This is a genomic window from Gordonia sputi NBRC 100414, from assembly GCF_000248055.1.
Taxonomy (GTDB): domain Bacteria; phylum Actinomycetota; class Actinomycetes; order Mycobacteriales; family Mycobacteriaceae; genus Gordonia; species Gordonia sputi.
Window position 1 is genome coordinate 25,757 of record NZ_BAFC01000140.1, and the last position, 18,279, is coordinate 44,035.

Sequence of the window (18,279 nt, forward strand, 5' to 3'; positions counted from 1 at the left end):
GCGTCCGCTCATAGGAACCCGACCGGTCGCCGTCCGGTTCCGACCGCGGGTGTCGGATCGGAGCCGAGTCCCACGCCCAGCAACTCGGCGTAGATGTCACGAAAGTCAGTGGTGGCCTTCAGGTCCCCGTTGTCGAGGTCGGTCAGGCTGGGTTCGTCGCCGTAGAACCCTCCCCGCACAGGCGCCCCCGCGATGAACACGGGCCCAGCGGTTCCGTGATCAGTTCCCTCTGACGCGTTGGCGCGCACGCGTCGCCCGAACTCCGAGTACGCCATCGTCACCACATCCTTCCCTCGCGGGTCGGTCGCCATGTCCTTACAGAATGCACTCAACGCCGAATCGACCTCGCCGAGAAGCCGTTCCTGGGTCTCGCGTTCGTCGGCGTGCGTGTCGAAGCCGCCGACGCTGACCGAATACACCCTGGTCGGAACTCCCGCCTTGATACACCGTGATACGGCATCGAGTTGAGCGGCGAGCGCGCCGCCGTGTGCACCCGGCCGTCCGCCTGCAGCACGTGTCGAACCGCTCCCCGAGCTCGAGCGGATCGACGAGAACTGCTGCGCCGCTTTCTGTCCCGCCACGTACGACTCGCAGACCTGCTGTTGTCCCACGCCGTCGGCCGGATCGTGTAGGCCGAGTGACGCCAGCCGCCACCACGGGACCGGCGAGTTCGTGGCCGGAGGGATTGAGCGCGGCGGCGGTCGTCCTGGTGCCTATCGCGAGCATGGGGAGCACCGGTCCGATGTTCACCGCACGCAACGGGTCGTCGCCGGTTGCGTCGAGCCATCGCCCGATCCATCCGCTGGTCACTGCCGAACCCGGCGACGCGGTCTGCCAGATGTCCATCGACCGAAAGTGGCTGTGATCAGGTTGGGGATATCCAACGCCGCGGACCACGGCCAGCGATCCGTCGCCCCACAGGTCGTGCATTCCCTTCATCGCCGGGTTCAATCCGAGCGAGTCGTCGAGTTGCAGCACCTGTTCGGGCGAATACGCTAGCTCGCTCCTGGCATCGTGATAAGCGTTGTCCGCGTAGGGAATCAGTGTGTTGAGTCCATCATTGCCGCCGTACATCGTGACGAGCACGAGGATTCCGTCGCCGACGATGCGGGGGCGTTGCACCGCCGCCTGATGAAGTTCGTCCCAGGTCACCGTCGTTGCGCCCGCAGCCACTCCGAGTGCAGCGAGAACTCCTGTTCCGACGAGGAAGGTGCGTCGATCGATTTCCAGAAAAGGCACGTGCCCTCCTTCGCATCCACGTATCGGGATTCGTGCAGACAGTGAGGTATTCGGGGCTGTTGAGCGCAATGGCGGTCAGGGTCACCGGATTTCCGATCGACTGCTTCAGAACCCCTGTGGTGCGATCCGAGAACTTCCCGACGCCGAGCAGATGTGCCGCAGCGTCGATCCGATCTGTCGGGGAGGCGTCGACGATTGACGTGTTCTGTGCTTTCTTGGCGACACGCATCGCCGCGTCCCACCGGATCTCGGTGGCCGCAGTGGACAACCACGCCTGCCCGGATGGCCAGCCACCGACGTCGGGCGGGTAGAAGGGCAATTGCCCGAGACCACGCAGGGTGGTCGCCAGGTAGTGCAGATCCCCACGGTTGACGTTTGGCTGCAGGGCACGCTGTGCGCCCACCAGCCACTCGACCGGCGACTGCACCGCAGACGCGTGCGAAAGTTCTGGATCGGTGAGAATCGCGCCGAACAGCGCCCGCAGATCGCGCTCGGGTCCGTACGCCGAGGTGAGTCTGCGCGCCGCGCTCGGCGACGGAGGGGCGTCTCCCGCCAGGCGCTGCCACAGTCGAGATGCGACGAATCCTGCGGATGCCGGATGCCCCAGCACAGCGTCGCAGAATCCGGCGGCGTCGAGTGGTCCGGTGACGCCGAGCACCGTCTTGGTTCCCGAATCATGTTCGGCCTGCCGCAACGCAGCCGTACCGCTGGGCGAGGTACGCCAGCCGGTCAGAGCGCGGGCACCCTCTCGAACGTCGGTCTCGTCGTAACCGTTGCCGTGACCGAGCGCGAACAGCTCCATGAACTCACGGGCCAGGTTCTCGTTGGGTGCCTTCTTGGTGTTCTGCTGACCGTCGAGCCAGCGGAGCATCGCCGGGTCGGTCAGCATGGCGTATGCCAACGGCCGAAACCCACCGAGGCCGAGACTGCGGAACTTCTCGTTCTGTCCCGCCATCGCCGACGCGGTGCGGACCTTTGCGGCCGACGTCGCGAAGTGGCTGTGCCAGATGAAGGTCAGCTTCTCGGTGACGGGGTTCGAGGCGGCGATCATGCGATGTAGCCACCACTCGGTGAGCTCGCTGAGCTGCTCGCCGATCTGAGCGTTGACCCGTTTTCTGGCCGACGCAGATGCCGAACGACCCAACCGCTGGATGTCATCGAAATGTGGCAGCGGCGTCGCACGCACGCCCGGATCGTCGACCGTCTGTCCCGCGAGGGATTCAGTCACATAGGTGCTGATTCCGCGCTCGACGGCGGCGTCGACTTCCCGGCCGGTCGCACCAAACCCCATGCGGCGCACCACTCGTGCCGCAGACGTCCAGTCGCTCGATTGGCTCATATCCGCCAGCATGGTCGGCGAGCAGTCGCGCCCGCCAGGGTCAGCGACGAACCTTCAGGCAGTCTTCAGCCAACGACGCCGCGACGTTCCTACCGTGGACCGCATGCCGAATACCCCAGAATCAAGCACACCAGAGCCAGACCCCACAGGGGACCATCCCACAGAGCAATTCCACACCGAGCAATTCCACACCGAGCAATTCCACACCGAACCGATCAACTCGGAAGCAGCCGATCCCGAAGCGGCGCATACGCATCAGTACGAAGCGCAATCCCACGTTCCGTCAGACGACGCACCGGGCGGCGCCGGTAGCAGCGGCGGCAAGAAGCGGTCCAATCCGCTCCAGCGACACCGCACCGCCGTCCTGACGGGCGTGGTCGCGTTGGTCGCGGGTGGTCTGATCGGCGGCGGACTCGGCTATGCCGTCGCCGACACAGGCTCGTCGAGCACTGGGGCGGCGAGCACTGGGTCGTCGACGCATGCCGCGTCTGGCGCAGAGCACCACAAGGGGGCGAAGAACAAGGCGGCCAAGCTCACCGCCGGAACGATCAGCGCGATGAATGGATCCACCTGGACCGTCACCACGCGAAAGAACCAGCAGGTCGCAGTGGACGTCGGCACGGGCACGACTTTCGGAACGGCTAAAGCCCCCGAGCAGCAATCCGATTTCGCAGTCGGCGATCACGTCGCGGTGGCAGGACAACGGAAGGGCGACACCATCGAAGCCAAGCGGGTGGTCAAGAGGACACAACCGACATCGGTGCCGCAGGCGCCCGCAACGCCGCCGTCGCAGCCGAGTTGATCCGCTGGGTGCCCACGCCGTGCGGATCGTCTCCGACCCCGGAGTTGCGGACTCGCTGGCACACTGGTGATCCATGAGCTCGTCGGTACTTGTCGTCGAGGACTCCGACCCGATCAGGATCGGAGTCGAGTCCGCACTCGCCGACGCAGGCTATTCCGTCCGAGGTCGGCCAGACGGGTCGAGCATCGAACACGACCTCCGCGAGTTCCGTCCGGACGTTGTCCTCCTCGACGTCATGCTGCCCGGCTCCGACGGCTTCGACCTCCTCGACGTCGTACGTCGGCGCAGCGATGCCGGCATTCTGATGGTCACTGCACGCGACGGCGTCGCCGATCGATTGCGTGGACTCACCGACGGCGCCGACGACTACATCGTCAAACCATTCGAGATGGCCGAACTCGTTGCGCGCGTGGGAGCCGTGCTCCGGCGGCGAGGCCGCGGAGCCGCGGCAATCCACATCGACGATCTCGTGATCGAACTCGACGCCGCGCTCGTCCTGCGCGCGGGGACGCCGATCCCGTTGACCGCCACCGAGTTCCGCGTGCTGGCGTTCCTCGCTCGACGACGCGACCGCGTGGTCACCAAAACGCAGATCCTCACCGGCGTGTGGGGATACGAGCACTACGACCCGAACCTGGTCGAGGTGAACGTGAGCGCGGTGCGTCGAAAACTGGAGGCGCACGGGCCGAGGCTGCTCCATACCGAGCGTGGGCTCGGCTACATCATGCGTGCGCCCGCCGACCCGACCAGCAGCGTCGACGATCGATGACTGCGCTGCGCTCGGGGTCGCTGCGGACCCGCGTAACCGTCGTCGCCGTCGCAGTCCTCGCGCTCGCGTTGATCGCGATGGTGGCCATCACGTCGGCGCTGTTCGACGCCGCGTCGCGGCGCGCGGTGGAAAGCGTCCTCACCGACCGTGTGACAACCGCCCGGCAGGTCGCCAGGACGGCCGCCACTCCGGAGGCATTCCTACGGCGGGTCGACGGGCGATCGGTGCGGGTACACCTGACCCTGGCGGACGGAACACAGCTGGGGCCACGTCTGCCACCCGCCGACACCGAGGTGTCGCGAACGGTTAAACTCGCCGGCACACATGACTGGACGCAGGACGCGACCGCAACACTGTCCGTCGACAACCGCGTGCTGCAGGGGGTGCACACCAGACTCGTCTGGGGGATGGGCATCGCCGCGGGCTGCGCACTCGCCGTCACCGTGATACTGCTGTGGTTCGGCGTCCGCTACGCACTCCGGCCGCTGGACTCGATGACAGCACTCGCCCGCTCGATCGCCGGAGGCAGGCGGGGCGAACGGCTCCTCCCTGCCCGATCCGACTCCGAACTCGGCCGCACGGCACAGGCATTCGACGACATGCTGGATTCGCTCGAGGATGCGGAGGCGCGCGAACGCAGCGCGCAACAATCGGTGCGCCGCTTCGTCGCCGACGCCGCCCACGAATTGCGCACTCCGGTGACAGGCGTTCAGGCGATTGCCGAGACCCTGCTGCAGCTACCTCCCGACACGCCGCTCGCCGAACGGGAGGAGCTACTGGTGCTGCTCATTCAGGAGACGAGACGGGCCGGTCGACTCGTCGACGACATGGTGGACATGGCCCGGATCGACGCGGGACTCGTGCTACGGGTCGAACCGACTGATGTCCAGGCGATAGCCGAGGAACAGACGCAGAGAGCCCGAATCGTCCACCAGGGCATGGCGATCGAGGTGAGTGGGACCGCGCCGACGACGATGGCCGATCCCGTGCGGGTCGCGCAGATCGTCGCCAACCTCCTCGACAATGCGTGTCAGGCGACTCCGCCGGGCGGCGCGGTGCGAGTGACATGCGGAACCGCAACGCGTCGAACCGGACAGCAGGTCGTCACTGTCACCGTCACCGATTCCGGACCGGGTGTGCCTGCCGCCGACGAGGAGCGGATCTTCGAGCGTCTGGTACGCCTCGACGACTCGCGAGACCGCAGATCCGGCGGGTCGGGTCTCGGCCTGGCAGTCGCTCGAGGACTCGCCCGGTCACATCGGGGAGAACTCGAACTGGTCGAAACCGCTTCTCCCGGTGCGACATTCATCCTGAGTCTCCCGTTGATTCACGAACCTCAGAACTGAGCGGCCTGCGCCTGCGGGCGCGACACCTCGCCGACGAGGTCGGCGAGCAACTCGTTGACGCGCTGCGCAGCCTCGATCGTCGACATGTGCCCGACGCCGTCGAAAATGACTTCGTCACGCAGAGAACCGTTGCGGCGCAGGATGTCTGCCATCTCGTCGGCGTGTCGGCGAGGGGTGAGCCGATCGTCGGTGCCGACGATCACGGTCGTCGGGACGCTCAACGCATCGAGTCCGGCCGCGACGTCGAGGCGGCCCATCGCCGCACCCCACCGACCGCGTGCACGAGGCGGACACGCCATGATCATCGTGTCGACGAACTCCACGTGCGATGCGCGTGCCGCCGAGCCGAGCGCCACGTACTGGGAAACGCGAGACGTGAACGGGCCGTGCGGCAGTGGCGTCGACGCACTGGTGACGATCCGACTGACCGCAGGTACGAACGGCCTGCTGTAACGCGGCATCCCTTCGGGGATGAGCATGTGGTTCTGCACGACGCCGCGCGCCGCCGTGGACGCGAGCACCACGGCCGACACCGTCGTCGAGACCTTCTCCGGGTGCTGCTTGGCCCACGACATGATGGTCATGCCACCCATGCTGTGGCCGATGAGAATCGCCTTGCGGCCGGGCGGGACAACGGCGCCGAGCACGGCGTCGAGGTCGTGGCCGAGGGTGTCGACAGTCGGCCTGCGTCGTCCGAGCTCGCTGAGCCCGTGCCCGCGCTGGTCGTAGGCGACGACGGTCCGCTCACCCGCGAAGTGGTTGATCTGCGGATTCCAGTAATGGGTGTTGCAGGTCCACCCGTGCACCGCGACGATCACGTCACCGGTGTCGGCGGCTGCAGGATCGGGACCGTACAACTCGACGTTCAGCCTGGTTCCGTCGATGCTCGCCACGCTGCGCTGCACGCGAGGTGCCGTCGGGTCGGCGAGCAGGTCGTCGGGCCCATCGTCGACGGCCGGAGCCGACGACATCACACCACGCGCGATCCCCGCGAGGTTGGTGCCCGCACCAACCGCCACCGAACCGAGCCCGAGCGCTGCGGCGCCGAGCGCCCAGTTCCGAGTCTTCATACGTCTCCACTCCACCCCGGGTGGTGCTCGCTACTCGCGAATGACATCTTCTGATGTAACACTACCCGTTGTCAGATTCGACGGCGATGCCTCGTAGGTCGACTCCTCCGCGACCGCCTCCCCGCCCGCGGCTGCCTGCCCGTCCGCAACCGCGTCCCCGCCCACGGCTGCCCCTGCGCCCGCGGCCGCCTCTGGTCCGCCCGATGCGGCGTCGAAGTAGGTCGACGCCTCGCCGATGGCCTTCGAGATCTCGTCGTCGAGGGCTTTGCGAAACGTGGTCTCGACGATGTCGTGGGCCATCGGTCGGACCGTCTGGATGAGCTCGGCCATCTTGCTGACGTTGGCCTCACCAAGTTCGGGCAGCTTCTCGTCGAAGTACTTGTCGGTGATGATCGAGACGAAACTGCGCGCCGCATCTTCGAGGTCGTCTTGCACTCGGACGAACCGATCGAGCAGGACGTCGATGTCGACACCGCTCTTGACCAGCACTTCGGCACCCTCGAGGACCTCGGGGTTCTTGATCGCGTAGTGGGCGCCGTCCTTGACGAGTAGGCCGAGTTTCTGGCCGAGCGCGATCGATTTGTCCGAGGCATTGAGCGTCTTGCGCAGTTCGGTGATCGTGATCGTCGCGGCGCGTTTGAAGTTCCGGAAGCGGCCGCCCTTGGGTTCGCCGCGCAGCACGTGCTCGACCTTCATCCCGTAGTGGGCGGCGTGCAGCAGTTCGCTGATCGTCGCGAAGGTGTAACCACGCTCGAGCATGCGGGAGATCAGGTTGAGACGGACCAGATGCTCTTCGGAGTACCAGCCGGTGCGGCCGCGGATAGTCGGAGGCGGGAGCAATCCGCGGTCCTGATAGACGCGGATATTGCGAACACTGACTCCCGACGCGTCCGCGAGCTCGTTGATCCGATACTCAGCCATGAATCAGAGTGTATTCGCCACCCATCGCGGATCCCGCCACTCCCTACGGCGGATCACTCGCCGGATTTCAGCAGCGCCCGACCCACAAAACTAGCGCCCGACCTTACGGAACCAGGACTTCCCCTGAATCGAGTCGACGCGGGGCCGCACGTCGACGATGTACACCAGAACCGCGACGACGCCGATCAGATAGAACAGCGAGGGCGCCTGGAAGAACCAGATGAACACCGTCGACGCGGCGAGGATCGCGACCCAGATGACCTTCGTCTGCTTGTCGACGGCCCGGAAGGCGTCGGAGCGTTGGATCGACGCGTGGATCAGCGACACGATCGCCGCAACACCGGCGACGATGGTCAGCACCCACAGGATCAGGTTTTGGCCCGCAGCCATGAAGCTCACAAAGTTCACGAATCACACTCTAGTCGTGCTTGCCCGCGGTCGGGTCGGCGTCGTTCTCGCGGTTCTCGCGCTGGAATGACTCGTAGATCTCCAGCAGCATCTGCTTCTGCCGTTCGCTGATCGACGTGTCGATCAGCAGCGCGTCACGCACGGGGCTGGCCGGGCGTTCCTCGAGAATGCCGGCGCGCACATAGAGCACTTCGGCGGACACCCGCAGCCCCTTGGCGATCTGCGCCAGGACATCTGCCGACGGTTTGCGCAGCCCGCGCTCGATCTGGCTCAGATACGGATTCGACACTCCCGCACGATCGGCGAGCTGTCGCAGCGAGACCTCGGCTGCCACACGCTGCGACCGGATGAACGACCCGATGTCCTGCGCCGCCGTCGCAACCACATCCTGCGCCGCATTGGCGACCGTCTCCACCGGGTTGCTCGACCCCTCGTCCGCTGTCACCTCGTCCATGGGCGCCTCGTCAACCGTCGCCTCGACGATCTCGCCCGCGTCGTCGGACCCGGTGTTCGCGTCGTCGCCCGACGGGATTGGTTTGCTCTGCACTGCTTCTCACTCCCGATACTCGCTGCCCCATGCCAGTATCGGGGTGCGTGCTAGCTCGTGCAAGCAGTGACGTCAGCCGAAGATCAGAACCGACACCGTGTAGATCGCGAGACCGGCCAACGAACCGACCACGGTTCCGTTGATCCTGATGAACTGCAGATCGCGCCCCACCTGCAGTTCGATCTTCCGGCTGGTGTCGTCGGCATCCCAGCTGCGCACGGTTTCGGTGATCACGGAGATGATCTCGCGGGAGTAGTTCGTCGCGACGTGGTGAGCCACCCGCGCCACCCAGCCGTTCATCTTCTCCTGCAGCGGGCGGTCGTCGCGGATGCGCGTTCCGAGTCGGATGACGGCGTCGGTCAGGGTGTTGCGCAGTGTGCTGTTGGGATCTTCGAGCATCTGCTCGATGACGGCCTTGCCGGTGTTCCATGCGGTCGACGCCGCGTCGGCGACCTCGGCACTCCCGACGAGGTCGTGCTTGATGCCCTCGAACCGCTCGATCATCGCGGGGTCGTGTTGGAGGTCGTGCGAGAACTGCTCGACGAACTGATGCATCGACCGTCGCATCTCGTGGTCGGGATCGGTCTTGACCTTGTAGGTGAAGTCGACGAGTTCCCGGTAGATCTTGTCGCCGACAAGGGTCGAGACGAACTTCGGTTTCCACGACGGCCCGACGTCGCGGTCGACGACACGCTCGATGAGGTCCTGGCTTCCGACGGCCCAGTCGTAGGCGCGGTCGCAGAGCAGCTGGAAGACCGGATCGAGCCGGTCCTCGTCGACGAGTTGCTCGAGGATTCGGCCGATGGGTGGCGCCCATTCCGGCTCCGCCGCCCACTTCAGCACGGCCTGGATGAACTGCTCGATGTCCTCGTCACCGAGCATCTCCGAGGTCAGTTTGATCGCGCGTGCCGCCTCGTCGGAGATCCGCGGACGGTTCGCGGGGTCGGCGAGCCACGTCGAGACCCTGCGCGGCATGTCGAGCTGTTCCGCACGTTCGACGACGACCGCGGGGGTCATGAAGTTGTCTTCGATGAACTCGCCGAGCTGGTCGCCGATCTCGTCCTTCTTCTTCCTGATCAGAGCCGTGTGCGGCACCGGAATGCCCAGCGGATGCTTGAACAGCGCGGTCACTGCGAACCAGTCGGCGAGGCCGCCGACCATGCCCGCTTCCGACGCCGCTCGCACGTACCCCACCCATGCCGCCACGTTGGCACCGTCGCGATGCTCGAGGTAGCGCACGCAGAGGTAGACGATCGCGGCCACCACGAGGAAGCCCGTCGAGACCACTTTCATCTTGCGGAGATCACGACGACGGCGCTGGTCACCCGGTCCGTCGGCGGCACCGAATCCCGGCGACGACCCCTTCGCCCGCGCGGGCGTCTGCCCCGGTTGGCCGGAAACGTCCGGAATCACTGTCGACACTCAATAAGTTCTACCCTCTCCCGGGGATTAGGCTGGCCGAGTGATACCCAACCGGCCAAGCCCTGCGGCCGCGGCACGTACAGCGCTTTCGGCTGCCGCACATGTGACACGCGGGGTCGAGCAGGCGCTGTTGGGTGCGGTCACCGACGACGCGGTCAAGCCGGACGGCCGCAGACAGCGGTGGGAGAAGCACAAACAGGAACGTCGCAGCGAGTTGACCGACGGCACCATCGAGGCCGTGCGCGCACTCGGAGCCGACGCGGGCATGGACGAGATCGCCACGCACATCGGCGTCTCCAAGACCGTCCTCTACCGATACTTCAGCGACAAGAACGACCTCGGCACAGCGGTCACGGTCCGCTTCTTCGAGACGACGCTCCTCCCCCGACTGGCTGAGGCGATCTCCGACGACGCCGACGAGTACACCCTGACCAGAACCGTCATCGGCGTCTACGTGCGAGCCGTCGCCGACGATCCGGGGCTCTACCGCTTCGCGCTGACGAACTCTCCGACGTCGTCTGTCGGGACCGTCGAATCAGAACGTCTGGTCGCGCAGTTGCTCACCGCGACCATCGTCGCGCGGATGGAGGACCGGGCCGCGGACACCTCGGGCGCCACGGTGTGGTCACACGTACTCGTCGGTGGCATGCAGCGCGCCGTCGACTGGTGGATGACCGACCGCGAACTTCCCGTCGACGACCTCATCGACTATCTGACGATGATGGTGTGGAGTTCTGTCACCGGCATCGCACGCGTCAACGGATCACGCGAGGCGTTCATCGCCGATCCCCCGGCAATGCCAGAACCGACGAGACCTGAGGAGGTCAGCTTCGATGGCTGAGAAGGCTGGATGGACGACACCCGCGACCGAGTCTGCGGGCGTCGACGGTCGGGCCGATCGCCGACTTCGATCCTGAATCGACACCGGGATTCGACGGCGACCGTGACCTCGGCGCGGAGTTGCTCACCGAACGAGGTGAGGTACTCGCCGATCTTCAGGAGTTGCTGTTCGCCAACGGCCGGTCGGGCGATCACCGGTCGGTCCTGCTCGTGCTGCAGGGAATGGACACCGCGGGCAAGGGCGGGATCGTGCGTCACGTCGGCGGGCTCGTCGACCCACAGGGCTTGTCCATCAAGGGTTTTGGCAAGCCGACGCCGGAAGAGCTCGAGCACGATTTCCTGTGGCGCATCCGCAAGGCCGTACCGCCTGCGGGACGCATCGGCATCTTCGATCGCTCCCACTATGAGGACGTGCTGCCCGTGCGGGTGCACAATCTGGTGCCGCAGTCCGAATGGGAAGGGCGCTACGCGACCATCAACGAGTTCGAGGACGACCTCGTCGCGACCGGAACGACCATCGTGAAATGCGCGCTCGTCGTCTCCAAGGAGGAGCAGCGCACACGCCTCGCGGAGCGCCTGGACCGTCCCGACAAGTACTGGAAGTTCAATCCGGCCGACATCGACGAGCGTCCGTTCTGGAACGACTATCTCGCGGCATACCACGCGATCTTCGATCGCTGCGACTCCGACACCGCGCCCTGGTACGTGGTCCCCGCGAACAAGAAGTGGTTCTCGCGCCTCGCGATCTGCGAACTGCTGATCTCCGCACTCGAAAGCCTCGACCTCGAGTGGCCGAAGGCCGACTTCGACATCGACGCCCAGAAGAAGCGCCTCGCCGAATCAGTCTGAGCGCGTTGGCGTTACGCGTGTCGGTCCGGCGTGACTGATTCGGTTCCCGACTCGTCGCGACGTCGGAGCACCGTGTGCGCCACGAGTCCGACGACAAGCGCCCAGAACGCTCCACCGATGCCCCAGAACGAGATTCCCGCGGCCGCGGTCACAAACGTGAGTGCTGCCGGAATCCGATACTCCTCGTGCGCCAGCGCACCGACGAGCGCCGAGGCGAAGGTGCCGAGCAGCGCCAGTCCCGCAACCGTTTCGAGCAGACCATGCGGCGCGATCGCGGTGATCGTGACCAGCACGCCCGACAGCGCGGCGAGAATCAGGTACGACACGCCCGCCGAGACTCCCGCGATCCACCGTCGGGAACGATCCGGTCCGGCCTCGTCGCCCGCGGCGAGCGCTGCCGACAATGCGGCCAGATTGATCGCGTGGCCGCCGAACGGCGCGCCGACGACCGTGCCGGTACCCGTAACGAACATCGAAGCCCGCCACGGGGTTTGGTAGCCGAACGACTTCAACACCGCGACGCCCGGCACGTTCTGCGAGGCCATGGTGACCACGTAGAGCGGGATCGCGATGCCGACGATCGCCGAGGCATCGAAATGCGGTGTGGTCCAGGCAATCTGCGGCCACCATTCGGTGTGTGCCGCGGAGTCGACGCCGTGCACAGCGAGGTAGATCCCGATCACGACGAGCGCCGTCAACAGAGCGAGCGGCAACGCCCAGCGCGACAACCAGCGAGTGGCACACAGCCACACCACCAGGATCGGAATGGTCAGCAACGGTTGCACCGCAAGAGATTTGATCGGCGCCAGGCACAGCGTCAACAGCACGCCTGCGAGCATCGCCTGTGCGATAGGCGTCGGAATTCTCGCTATGAGATCGCCGAGCGCCGGGATCAATCCCGTGGCGAGGACGAGAACTCCGACGACGAGGAACGCGCCGACGGCGGCCGGCCAGCCCGCGTGGTAACTCGCACCCATCGCCGCGAGCAGGGCCGCGCCGGGCGTCGACCACGCCAGAGTGATCGGCATCCGATAGCGCAGACAGAGCACGATGATGCCGAGCGCGAATGTCACCGTGAGCGCCAACAGACCCGACGCCGCCTGCGTTGACGACGCTCCGACGGCGCGGAGCCCGGACACGACGACCACAAACGACGAGGTGAAACCGACGAGCGCGGTGACGACGCCCGCGACGATCGGCTCGGTGTTCGACGCCTGCTGCTGTGTGGTCACGACGCCAGCATAGCGGTATCGTTCTGTAAACAGAACACTCGGTGCGGCACCGCACCGCGACCGACGAATGACGCGGAAGGGCAGGCACGTGGTCGAGGGAGTTGCGAGCGACTCGGAGCGTGGTGATCGGCGACGGGACGTCGGTGAGCGGATCTCGGCGCTACGCACCGAACGCGGACTCAGCCTGTCCGCACTGGCCCGCGCCGCCGGGATCGGCAAGGGTTCGCTGTCCGAACTCGAAGCGGGACAACGCAACCCGACCCTCGACACCCTCTATGCCGTGGCAGGCCCCCTCGGTGTGCCTCTGACGGCCCTCCTCGGCGAGGCGTCGGGAACCGAGGGCGACGGCACGCACCTCACCGCACGGCTGCTCCACGTCGAACATCACGACGACGGTTCGACGACGGAGGTCTTCTGGCTCCACGTCTCCTCCGGAGGGGTACGACGCTCCCCCGCGCACGGCGCCGGCGTCGTCGAACATGTCCGGGTGGTGCGCGGAAACCTCGTCGCCGGACCCGAAGGCGACGAAAAGGCCGCGGGCGCAGGCGAATCCCTGCAATGGATCAGCGACCGACCGCACACCTACCGCACCGACGACGACGTCCTCGCCGTACTCACCATCGACTCACCTGGATAACGACCGACCTGGATAACCCGCGACAACGCAGAACGTCCCGCGACCCGGACGCTGCACGATCGACTCGTCGATCGTGAGGTCCGAGTACGCGGGACGCGAACTCTGCTACCCGAAACGGGTTAGCTGGTGCTCTTCTTGGCCGTGGTCGACTTCTTGGCGGTGGTCGACTTTGCCGGAGCAGCCGTGGTGGTGCGCTTGGCGGCAATCTTCTTGGCGGGCGACGCATTTGCGGTGCGCGCCTTGCCCTCGACCGCGCCTGCGGCACCGTCGATCTTCGATGCTGCGGTCGCGCTACGAGCCTTGGCGGTCTTGCCGGCCTCGGCGACCGCCGCGCTTGCCTCGTCGAGCTTCTCGTTCACCTCGAGAGCAGCCTCTTCGACCTTGCCGTTGAGATCGTCGACGGCGTCGTCGAGGGCATCGCCGGCTTCGCCGACGCGGGTGCTGACCAGCGTGGCGAGCTTGGAAGCCTGCTCACCCACGGCGCGAGTCTGATGCGAGACCACGCCGAGTGCGTCCTCGGTCAGGTCGACGGCGTCGTTGTAGGTCTTCTCCGCGCGGGTCAGCCCCTCCTGCACGATCGGCTGCTGCCACAGACGGCCGACAGCCTCTTCGCCGCGCTCGGCGAGCGAGGTGTAGACACTCGTGGCGAACTCGACGTAGCCGTCGGCGAGCTTGCGCAGCTCCTCCGGCGACAGCTTGGTGCGCAGGTCGTCGATGGTCGACTCGATGGTGCCCGGAAGCTCCTCGGGCAGAGCGTTCAGACGGCCGCGGGTCTCCTCGAAGCGGGTCTGGGCGGTCTCGCCAGCAGCCTCGGTGCGCTCCTTGATCTGCGTGACGGCGTCGCTGACCTGCTTGAGTGCAAGGTCGCCCGCGCCAACCACGGCATAGAACGGGCTGGGCAGATTGCGTTCGGTGGTGGTCATGGCGATCTCCTTAGTCAATTGGTCACCAAAAAAGGTTGCAGCACAAGGCATATCGAGGAGGCAACCACATTGTCGCTTCTGGTCTCGATAGGTGCCGCACCAGCACTTGTAGTGGTTCCATAAGCCAGTATGCCACGTTTGCTAGCTATTGCAAGCAATCTGCTAGCACTATTTGCGGAATCGCTGTGATACCGCCCACACTCAGAATCACGCCTGCGGATCGTCGGCGTATCGATAAAAGCCGCGGCCCGACTTCTTGCCGAGGTGCCCGGCCTCCACCATGCGCAGGAGCAGCGGAGTCGGTGCGTACAGCGCCTCTTTCGATTCCGCATACATGCGGTCGGCGATCGCTGTGACGGTGTCCAATCCGACCATATCCGCAAGCCGCAGCGGACCCATCGGATGCGCGCAGCCGAGCACCATGCCTCGGTCGACGTCCTCGACGTCGGCGAATCCGTTCTCCACCAATCGAATTGCCGACAGCAGGTACGGCACCAACATCGCGTTCACCACGAACCCGGACCGATCGGCAGACGCAATGACCTGCTTGCCGAGCACGGCGTTGGCGAAAGCCTCTGCGCGCGTGACGATGTCGGCATCGGTATGCAACGTCGACACCAACTCGACGAGCGGCAGTACCGGCACCGGGTTGAAGAAGTGCAGACCGATCACCCGCGCCGGATTCTGGGTGGCCATGCCCAGCGTGATGATCGGAATCGACGACGTGTTGGACGCCAGAACAGCGCCGGGATCGCACACTATCTTGTCGAGGGCCGCGAAGATCTCGGTCTTGACGCCCTCGTCCTCGACGACCGCCTCGCAGACCACCTGCCGATCGGCGAAATCGTCGAGTTCGGTGGTGAATCGCAGTCGCATCGACGCCTGTTCGCGTTCCCGCTCGGTGAGCTTGCCGCTCGACACTCCCCGCTCGAGCGAACGCAATATCCGCGACCGACCGCCGGCGACGAGTTCGCGCGAAGGTTCGTAGACCAGTACGTCGGCATCAGAGCGAGCGCACACCTCGGCGATCCCCGCACCCATCTGGCCCGCACCGACCACACCGACACGCCATGCGTCCGTCACCACTGCCTCCATTCAGATCAACGCCGGCCCGATCTGCTCTGCCCAAAAACCTTGCGTTATAACTCATTCGGCGTGCACATGGGCAAGTACACCGGCACGCCCAGAAGCCCCAGATATGCCAACAGGCGGCCCGCAACGTAAAGCTGCGGGCCGCCTGGGCTGGAGCAAACCTCGAAGAGGCGGACTAGTTCCTAGTGGAACTGGCCTTCCTCGGTGGAGCCCTTCAGAGCAGCGGTCGAGGTGTTGGGGTCGACCGTGGTGGCGATGCGGTCGAAGTAGCCCGCACCGACCTCGCGCTGGTGCTTGGTGGCGGTGTAGCCACGAGCCTCAGCAGCGAACTCGCGCTCCTGCAGGTCGACGTAAGCGGTCATCTGCTCACGGGCGTAGCCGTAGGCCAGATCGAACATCGAGTAGTTGAGGGCGTGGAAGCCGGCGAGGGTGATGAACTGGAACTTGAAGCCCATCGCGCCGAGCTCGTTCTGGAACTTCGCGATGGTCGCGTCGTCCAGGTGCTGCTTCCAGTTGAAGGAAGGCGAGCAGTTGTAGGCCAGGAGCTGGTCGGGGAACTCGCTCTTGACGGCCTCGGCGAACTGGCGAGCCAGCTCCAGGTCGGGCTTGCCGGTCTCCATCCAGATGAGGTCGGCGTAGGGAGCGTATGCCTTGGCACGCGCGATGCAGGGCTCGATGCCCTTCTTCACGTTGTAGAAGCCCTCGGTGGTGCGCTCACCGGTCACGAACGGCTTGTCGCGCTCGTCGACATCGGAGGTGATGAGGGTTGCGGCCTCGGCGTCGGTACGAGCGACGACGACGGTCGGGGTGTTGGCAACGTCGGCAGCGAGGCGAGCCGAGGTCAGGGTGCGGATGTGCTGCTGGGTGGGGATGAGCACCTTGCCACCGAGGTGGCCGCACTTCTTCTCCGAGGCGAGCTGATCCTCCCAGTGGGTGCCAGCGGCGCCGGCCTTGATCATGGCCTTCTGCAGCTCGTAGACGTTGAGGGCGCCACCGAAGCCGGCTTCGCCGTCGGCCACGATCGGCACGACCCAGTTGTCGACCGAGTTGTCACCCTCGACGCGGGCGATCTCGTCGGCGCGCAGCATCGCGTTGTTGATGCGCTGCACGACGGCCGGCACCGAGTTGGCCGGGTAGAGCGACTGGTCGGGGTAGGTGTGGCCGGAGAGGTTCGCGTCACCGGCGACCTGCCAACCCGAGAGGTAGATGGCCTTGAGGCCCGCGCGCACCTGCTGCACGGCCTGGTTACCGGTCAGCGCGCCGAGCGCGTTGATGTAGTTGTCGCTGTTGACGCCTTCCCACAGGATCTCGGCGCCACGACGAGCGAGGGTGTGCTCCTCGACGACGGTGCCCTGGAGCTCGGCAACCTGCTCGGCAGTGTATTCGCGCGTGATGCCCTTCCACCGCGGGTTGGTGTCCCAGTCCTGCTGGATTTCCGCGGCGGTGCGGGGCTTTCCGACGTTGCTCATTAGCCACTTCGCTTTCGTTGTGCTGCTCGTCCCGATCTCCCGAGACGAATGCTTGTCCGGCTCACAGAGACCGGGGCCTATCTGAACCCGGCCGAAGCTGCCAAGGAATTGCACCCAGGCCGGATGATGTCAGGCCTCCGAGCGCGCGTCGCGTCCGCAAATGTGATGACCACCACAGGATGGGGTCGGAGTTTGCGAACTCTTCGGCACTTCCCGGAAACGCCTGACTCAAGGGTGCCACACCGAAAACACGCAGGTCCAATCCCCTTTGACTGCAAAAATGCGCCAACCATGTGGCGAAGATTTGCAAATTTTGCAAATCTGGAGATGTGAAGAGTCGTCAGCGGAGCGTTAAAAAGTACGCGCGTACTGCGTTTTCTCCGTGCGCTCCGCCGACGGTCGGCATGCGCAGGAGCATCAACCCGATGCCCGCTGGAAAGACTCCCGACACCTCACATGTGGCGTGTTTCACACCGTGGTTCCAGGTACACCCGGCCACGGCCGCTCCTCGTCACCGCGCGGTCGGTCATCTCGCGGCCGCTTTCAGCGCTGTGCCGAACAGATCGACGAACGCGGACGACGACATCGGCTCCACCGCGTCGGCAGGTGGATTCTGCGCCCGGCCGCCCGGACCGTTCACCGTGAGACTGACCGTGAACACCGAGCCTCCAGGGCGCTTCACGAGCGCATATCCGACATATCCGACCTGCTTTCGCACCGTCGAATCCGGCAGCGTCGTCGACACATCCGATCGCGAGAGAAAGGCGCGTTCGACGCTGAGTCCGCCGGGACTGTTCGCGACCTCCGGCGGGTCGGGCAGCGTCGTCGACTCGGTGGTGACCGTCGCACCCGCAAGACTTCCCGCCGCAACAGTGGTCTCAGTCCTACGGCACTGCCCGGTCCTCGTGCGGATGTCGTCGTCGATGTCGCGTCGAACAGTGGATACCAGCTCGACGAGCCCGACGTCGGCCGCGCTCGCGGCGAGCACCGCAGAGTTCGACGCGCTGACCTTCTCGGTGAACGCCGTGTCCGCGGTGGCGCGGCACTCCTGTGGCATCACGGTGTCGGCGTGTGCCGCGACCAGTTGCGCACGGTCGGAGTCCACGAGGTCGGAGACGGTCAGTTGCGTCGTCGCGAAACCCGACGGCAACTGCGCCGGCCGCAGCAACAGATCGGCGGGAGCGACGGCCGTGGCGGTCGAGACCGCGTCATCGTCGCCGCATCCGGCGAGTGTTGCAGCAACACAGGCGAGCAGCGTCGCTGCCACCCACCGTCGAACCCACCGCGCACGCACGGGGTCACCGTACCCTGAGCGGGTCCGACGACATGGCGACCTATGGACTGCGGTGAGCTATGAACAGCAGTGAGCTATGA

At 65.7% G+C, this 18,279-nt stretch carries 15 protein-coding genes and 3 pseudogenes; 6 read left to right on the plus strand and 12 right to left on the minus strand.

Annotated elements, in window-relative coordinates; translation table 11 throughout:
• Positions 1-8: 8 nt before the first annotated feature.
• Both GOSPT_RS24635 and GOSPT_RS22330 read right to left on the minus strand, forming a co-directional pair.
• A pseudogene (locus GOSPT_RS24635) lies at positions 9-1,074 on the minus strand (DUF1501 domain-containing protein).
• Between the two features lie 205 nt (positions 1,075-1,279).
• Positions 1,280-2,578 (minus strand): annotated as a pseudogene (locus GOSPT_RS22330) (DUF1800 domain-containing protein); the annotation flags it as partial.
• Between the two features lie 103 nt (positions 2,579-2,681).
• Here GOSPT_RS22330 and GOSPT_RS22955 point away from each other — a divergent pair.
• The 3 genes from GOSPT_RS22955 to GOSPT_RS22345 all read left to right on the plus strand — a co-directional run bounded on the left by GOSPT_RS22955 (position 2,682) and on the right by GOSPT_RS22345 (position 5,495).
• The gene (locus GOSPT_RS22955; protein ID WP_141630978.1) at positions 2,682-3,380 is read left to right on the plus strand and encodes a DUF5666 domain-containing protein; all 699 of its coding nucleotides are present in this window, start codon (positions 2,682-2,684) and stop codon (positions 3,378-3,380) included.
• Between the two features lie 73 nt (positions 3,381-3,453).
• On the plus strand, positions 3,454-4,149 hold the full coding sequence (locus GOSPT_RS22340; protein WP_005209396.1) for a response regulator transcription factor: 696 nt from the start codon (positions 3,454-3,456) through the stop codon (positions 4,147-4,149).
• Positions 4,146-5,495, plus strand: a complete 1,350-nt coding sequence (locus GOSPT_RS22345) for a sensor histidine kinase (protein ID WP_005209399.1) — start codon at positions 4,146-4,148, stop codon at positions 5,493-5,495. The genes GOSPT_RS22340 and GOSPT_RS22345 overlap by 4 nt, the downstream gene beginning before the upstream one ends.
• Here the strand turns inward: GOSPT_RS22345 and GOSPT_RS22350 are convergent.
• The 5 genes from GOSPT_RS22350 to GOSPT_RS22370 form a co-directional block, all read right to left on the minus strand.
• Positions 5,486-6,565 (minus strand): alpha/beta fold hydrolase, encoded by a 1,080-nt coding sequence (locus tag GOSPT_RS22350; protein ID WP_005209401.1) that lies wholly within the window; start codon positions 6,563-6,565, stop codon positions 5,486-5,488. The genes GOSPT_RS22345 and GOSPT_RS22350 overlap by 10 nt on opposite strands.
• Before the next feature lie 30 nt (positions 6,566-6,595).
• Positions 6,596-7,486 (minus strand): MerR family transcriptional regulator, encoded by an 891-nt coding sequence (locus GOSPT_RS22355; protein WP_005209403.1) that lies wholly within the window; start codon positions 7,484-7,486, stop codon positions 6,596-6,598.
• 90 nt (positions 7,487-7,576) lie between these two features.
• Positions 7,577-7,894, minus strand: coding sequence for a DUF2516 family protein (locus GOSPT_RS22360; protein WP_005209405.1), 318 nt, complete (start codon positions 7,892-7,894; stop codon positions 7,577-7,579).
• Positions 7,895-7,904: 10 nt separating this feature from the next.
• A complete protein-coding gene (locus tag GOSPT_RS22365) occupies positions 7,905-8,348 on the minus strand; it encodes a helix-turn-helix domain-containing protein (RefSeq protein WP_141630980.1) in 444 nt (147 codons plus the stop codon).
• Between the two features lie 165 nt (positions 8,349-8,513).
• A complete protein-coding gene (locus GOSPT_RS22370) occupies positions 8,514-9,854 on the minus strand; it encodes a DUF445 domain-containing protein (RefSeq protein WP_085941967.1) in 1,341 nt (446 codons plus the stop codon).
• 112 nt (positions 9,855-9,966) lie between these two features.
• Here GOSPT_RS22370 and GOSPT_RS22375 point away from each other — a divergent pair, with 112 nt between their 5' ends.
• Positions 9,967-10,704: a TetR/AcrR family transcriptional regulator gene (locus tag GOSPT_RS22375; RefSeq protein ID WP_039857055.1), complete on the plus strand. Its 738-nt coding sequence runs from the start codon at positions 9,967-9,969 to the stop codon at positions 10,702-10,704.
• Positions 10,697-11,552 (plus strand): annotated as a pseudogene (locus GOSPT_RS22380) (PPK2 family polyphosphate kinase). Before GOSPT_RS22375 ends, GOSPT_RS22380 begins: the two are co-directional and overlap by 8 nt.
• Before the next feature lie 11 nt (positions 11,553-11,563).
• Here the strand turns inward: GOSPT_RS22380 and GOSPT_RS22385 are convergent.
• The gene (locus GOSPT_RS22385) at positions 11,564-12,784 is read right to left on the minus strand and encodes a benzoate/H(+) symporter BenE family transporter (RefSeq protein WP_005209414.1); all 1,221 of its coding nucleotides are present in this window, start codon (positions 12,782-12,784) and stop codon (positions 11,564-11,566) included.
• 67 nt (positions 12,785-12,851) lie between these two features.
• On the opposite strand from GOSPT_RS22385, the gene GOSPT_RS22390 reads away from it, so the two are divergent.
• On the plus strand, positions 12,852-13,421 hold the full coding sequence (locus GOSPT_RS22390) for a helix-turn-helix domain-containing protein (RefSeq protein WP_005209416.1): 570 nt from the start codon (positions 12,852-12,854) through the stop codon (positions 13,419-13,421).
• Positions 13,422-13,540: 119 nt separating this feature from the next.
• On the opposite strand, the gene GOSPT_RS22395 is transcribed toward GOSPT_RS22390, so the two are convergent.
• The 4 genes from GOSPT_RS22395 to GOSPT_RS22410 form a co-directional block, all read right to left on the minus strand.
• On the minus strand, positions 13,541-14,344 hold the full coding sequence (locus GOSPT_RS22395) for a hypothetical protein (protein WP_005209417.1): 804 nt from the start codon (positions 14,342-14,344) through the stop codon (positions 13,541-13,543).
• Between the two features lie 207 nt (positions 14,345-14,551).
• Complete coding sequence (locus GOSPT_RS22400) at positions 14,552-15,439, minus strand: 3-hydroxybutyryl-CoA dehydrogenase (RefSeq protein WP_005209418.1); 888 nt, start codon at positions 15,437-15,439, stop codon at positions 14,552-14,554.
• A 179-nt stretch (positions 15,440-15,618) separates the two neighbouring features.
• Entirely contained in the window at positions 15,619-16,905 is a 1,287-nt protein-coding gene (gene aceA, locus GOSPT_RS22405) for an isocitrate lyase (RefSeq protein ID WP_005209419.1), read from the minus strand.
• Between the two features lie 526 nt (positions 16,906-17,431).
• The gene (locus tag GOSPT_RS22410) at positions 17,432-18,199 is read right to left on the minus strand and encodes a hypothetical protein (RefSeq protein WP_039857057.1); all 768 of its coding nucleotides are present in this window, start codon (positions 18,197-18,199) and stop codon (positions 17,432-17,434) included.
• Between the last annotated feature and the right edge of the window lie 80 nt (positions 18,200-18,279).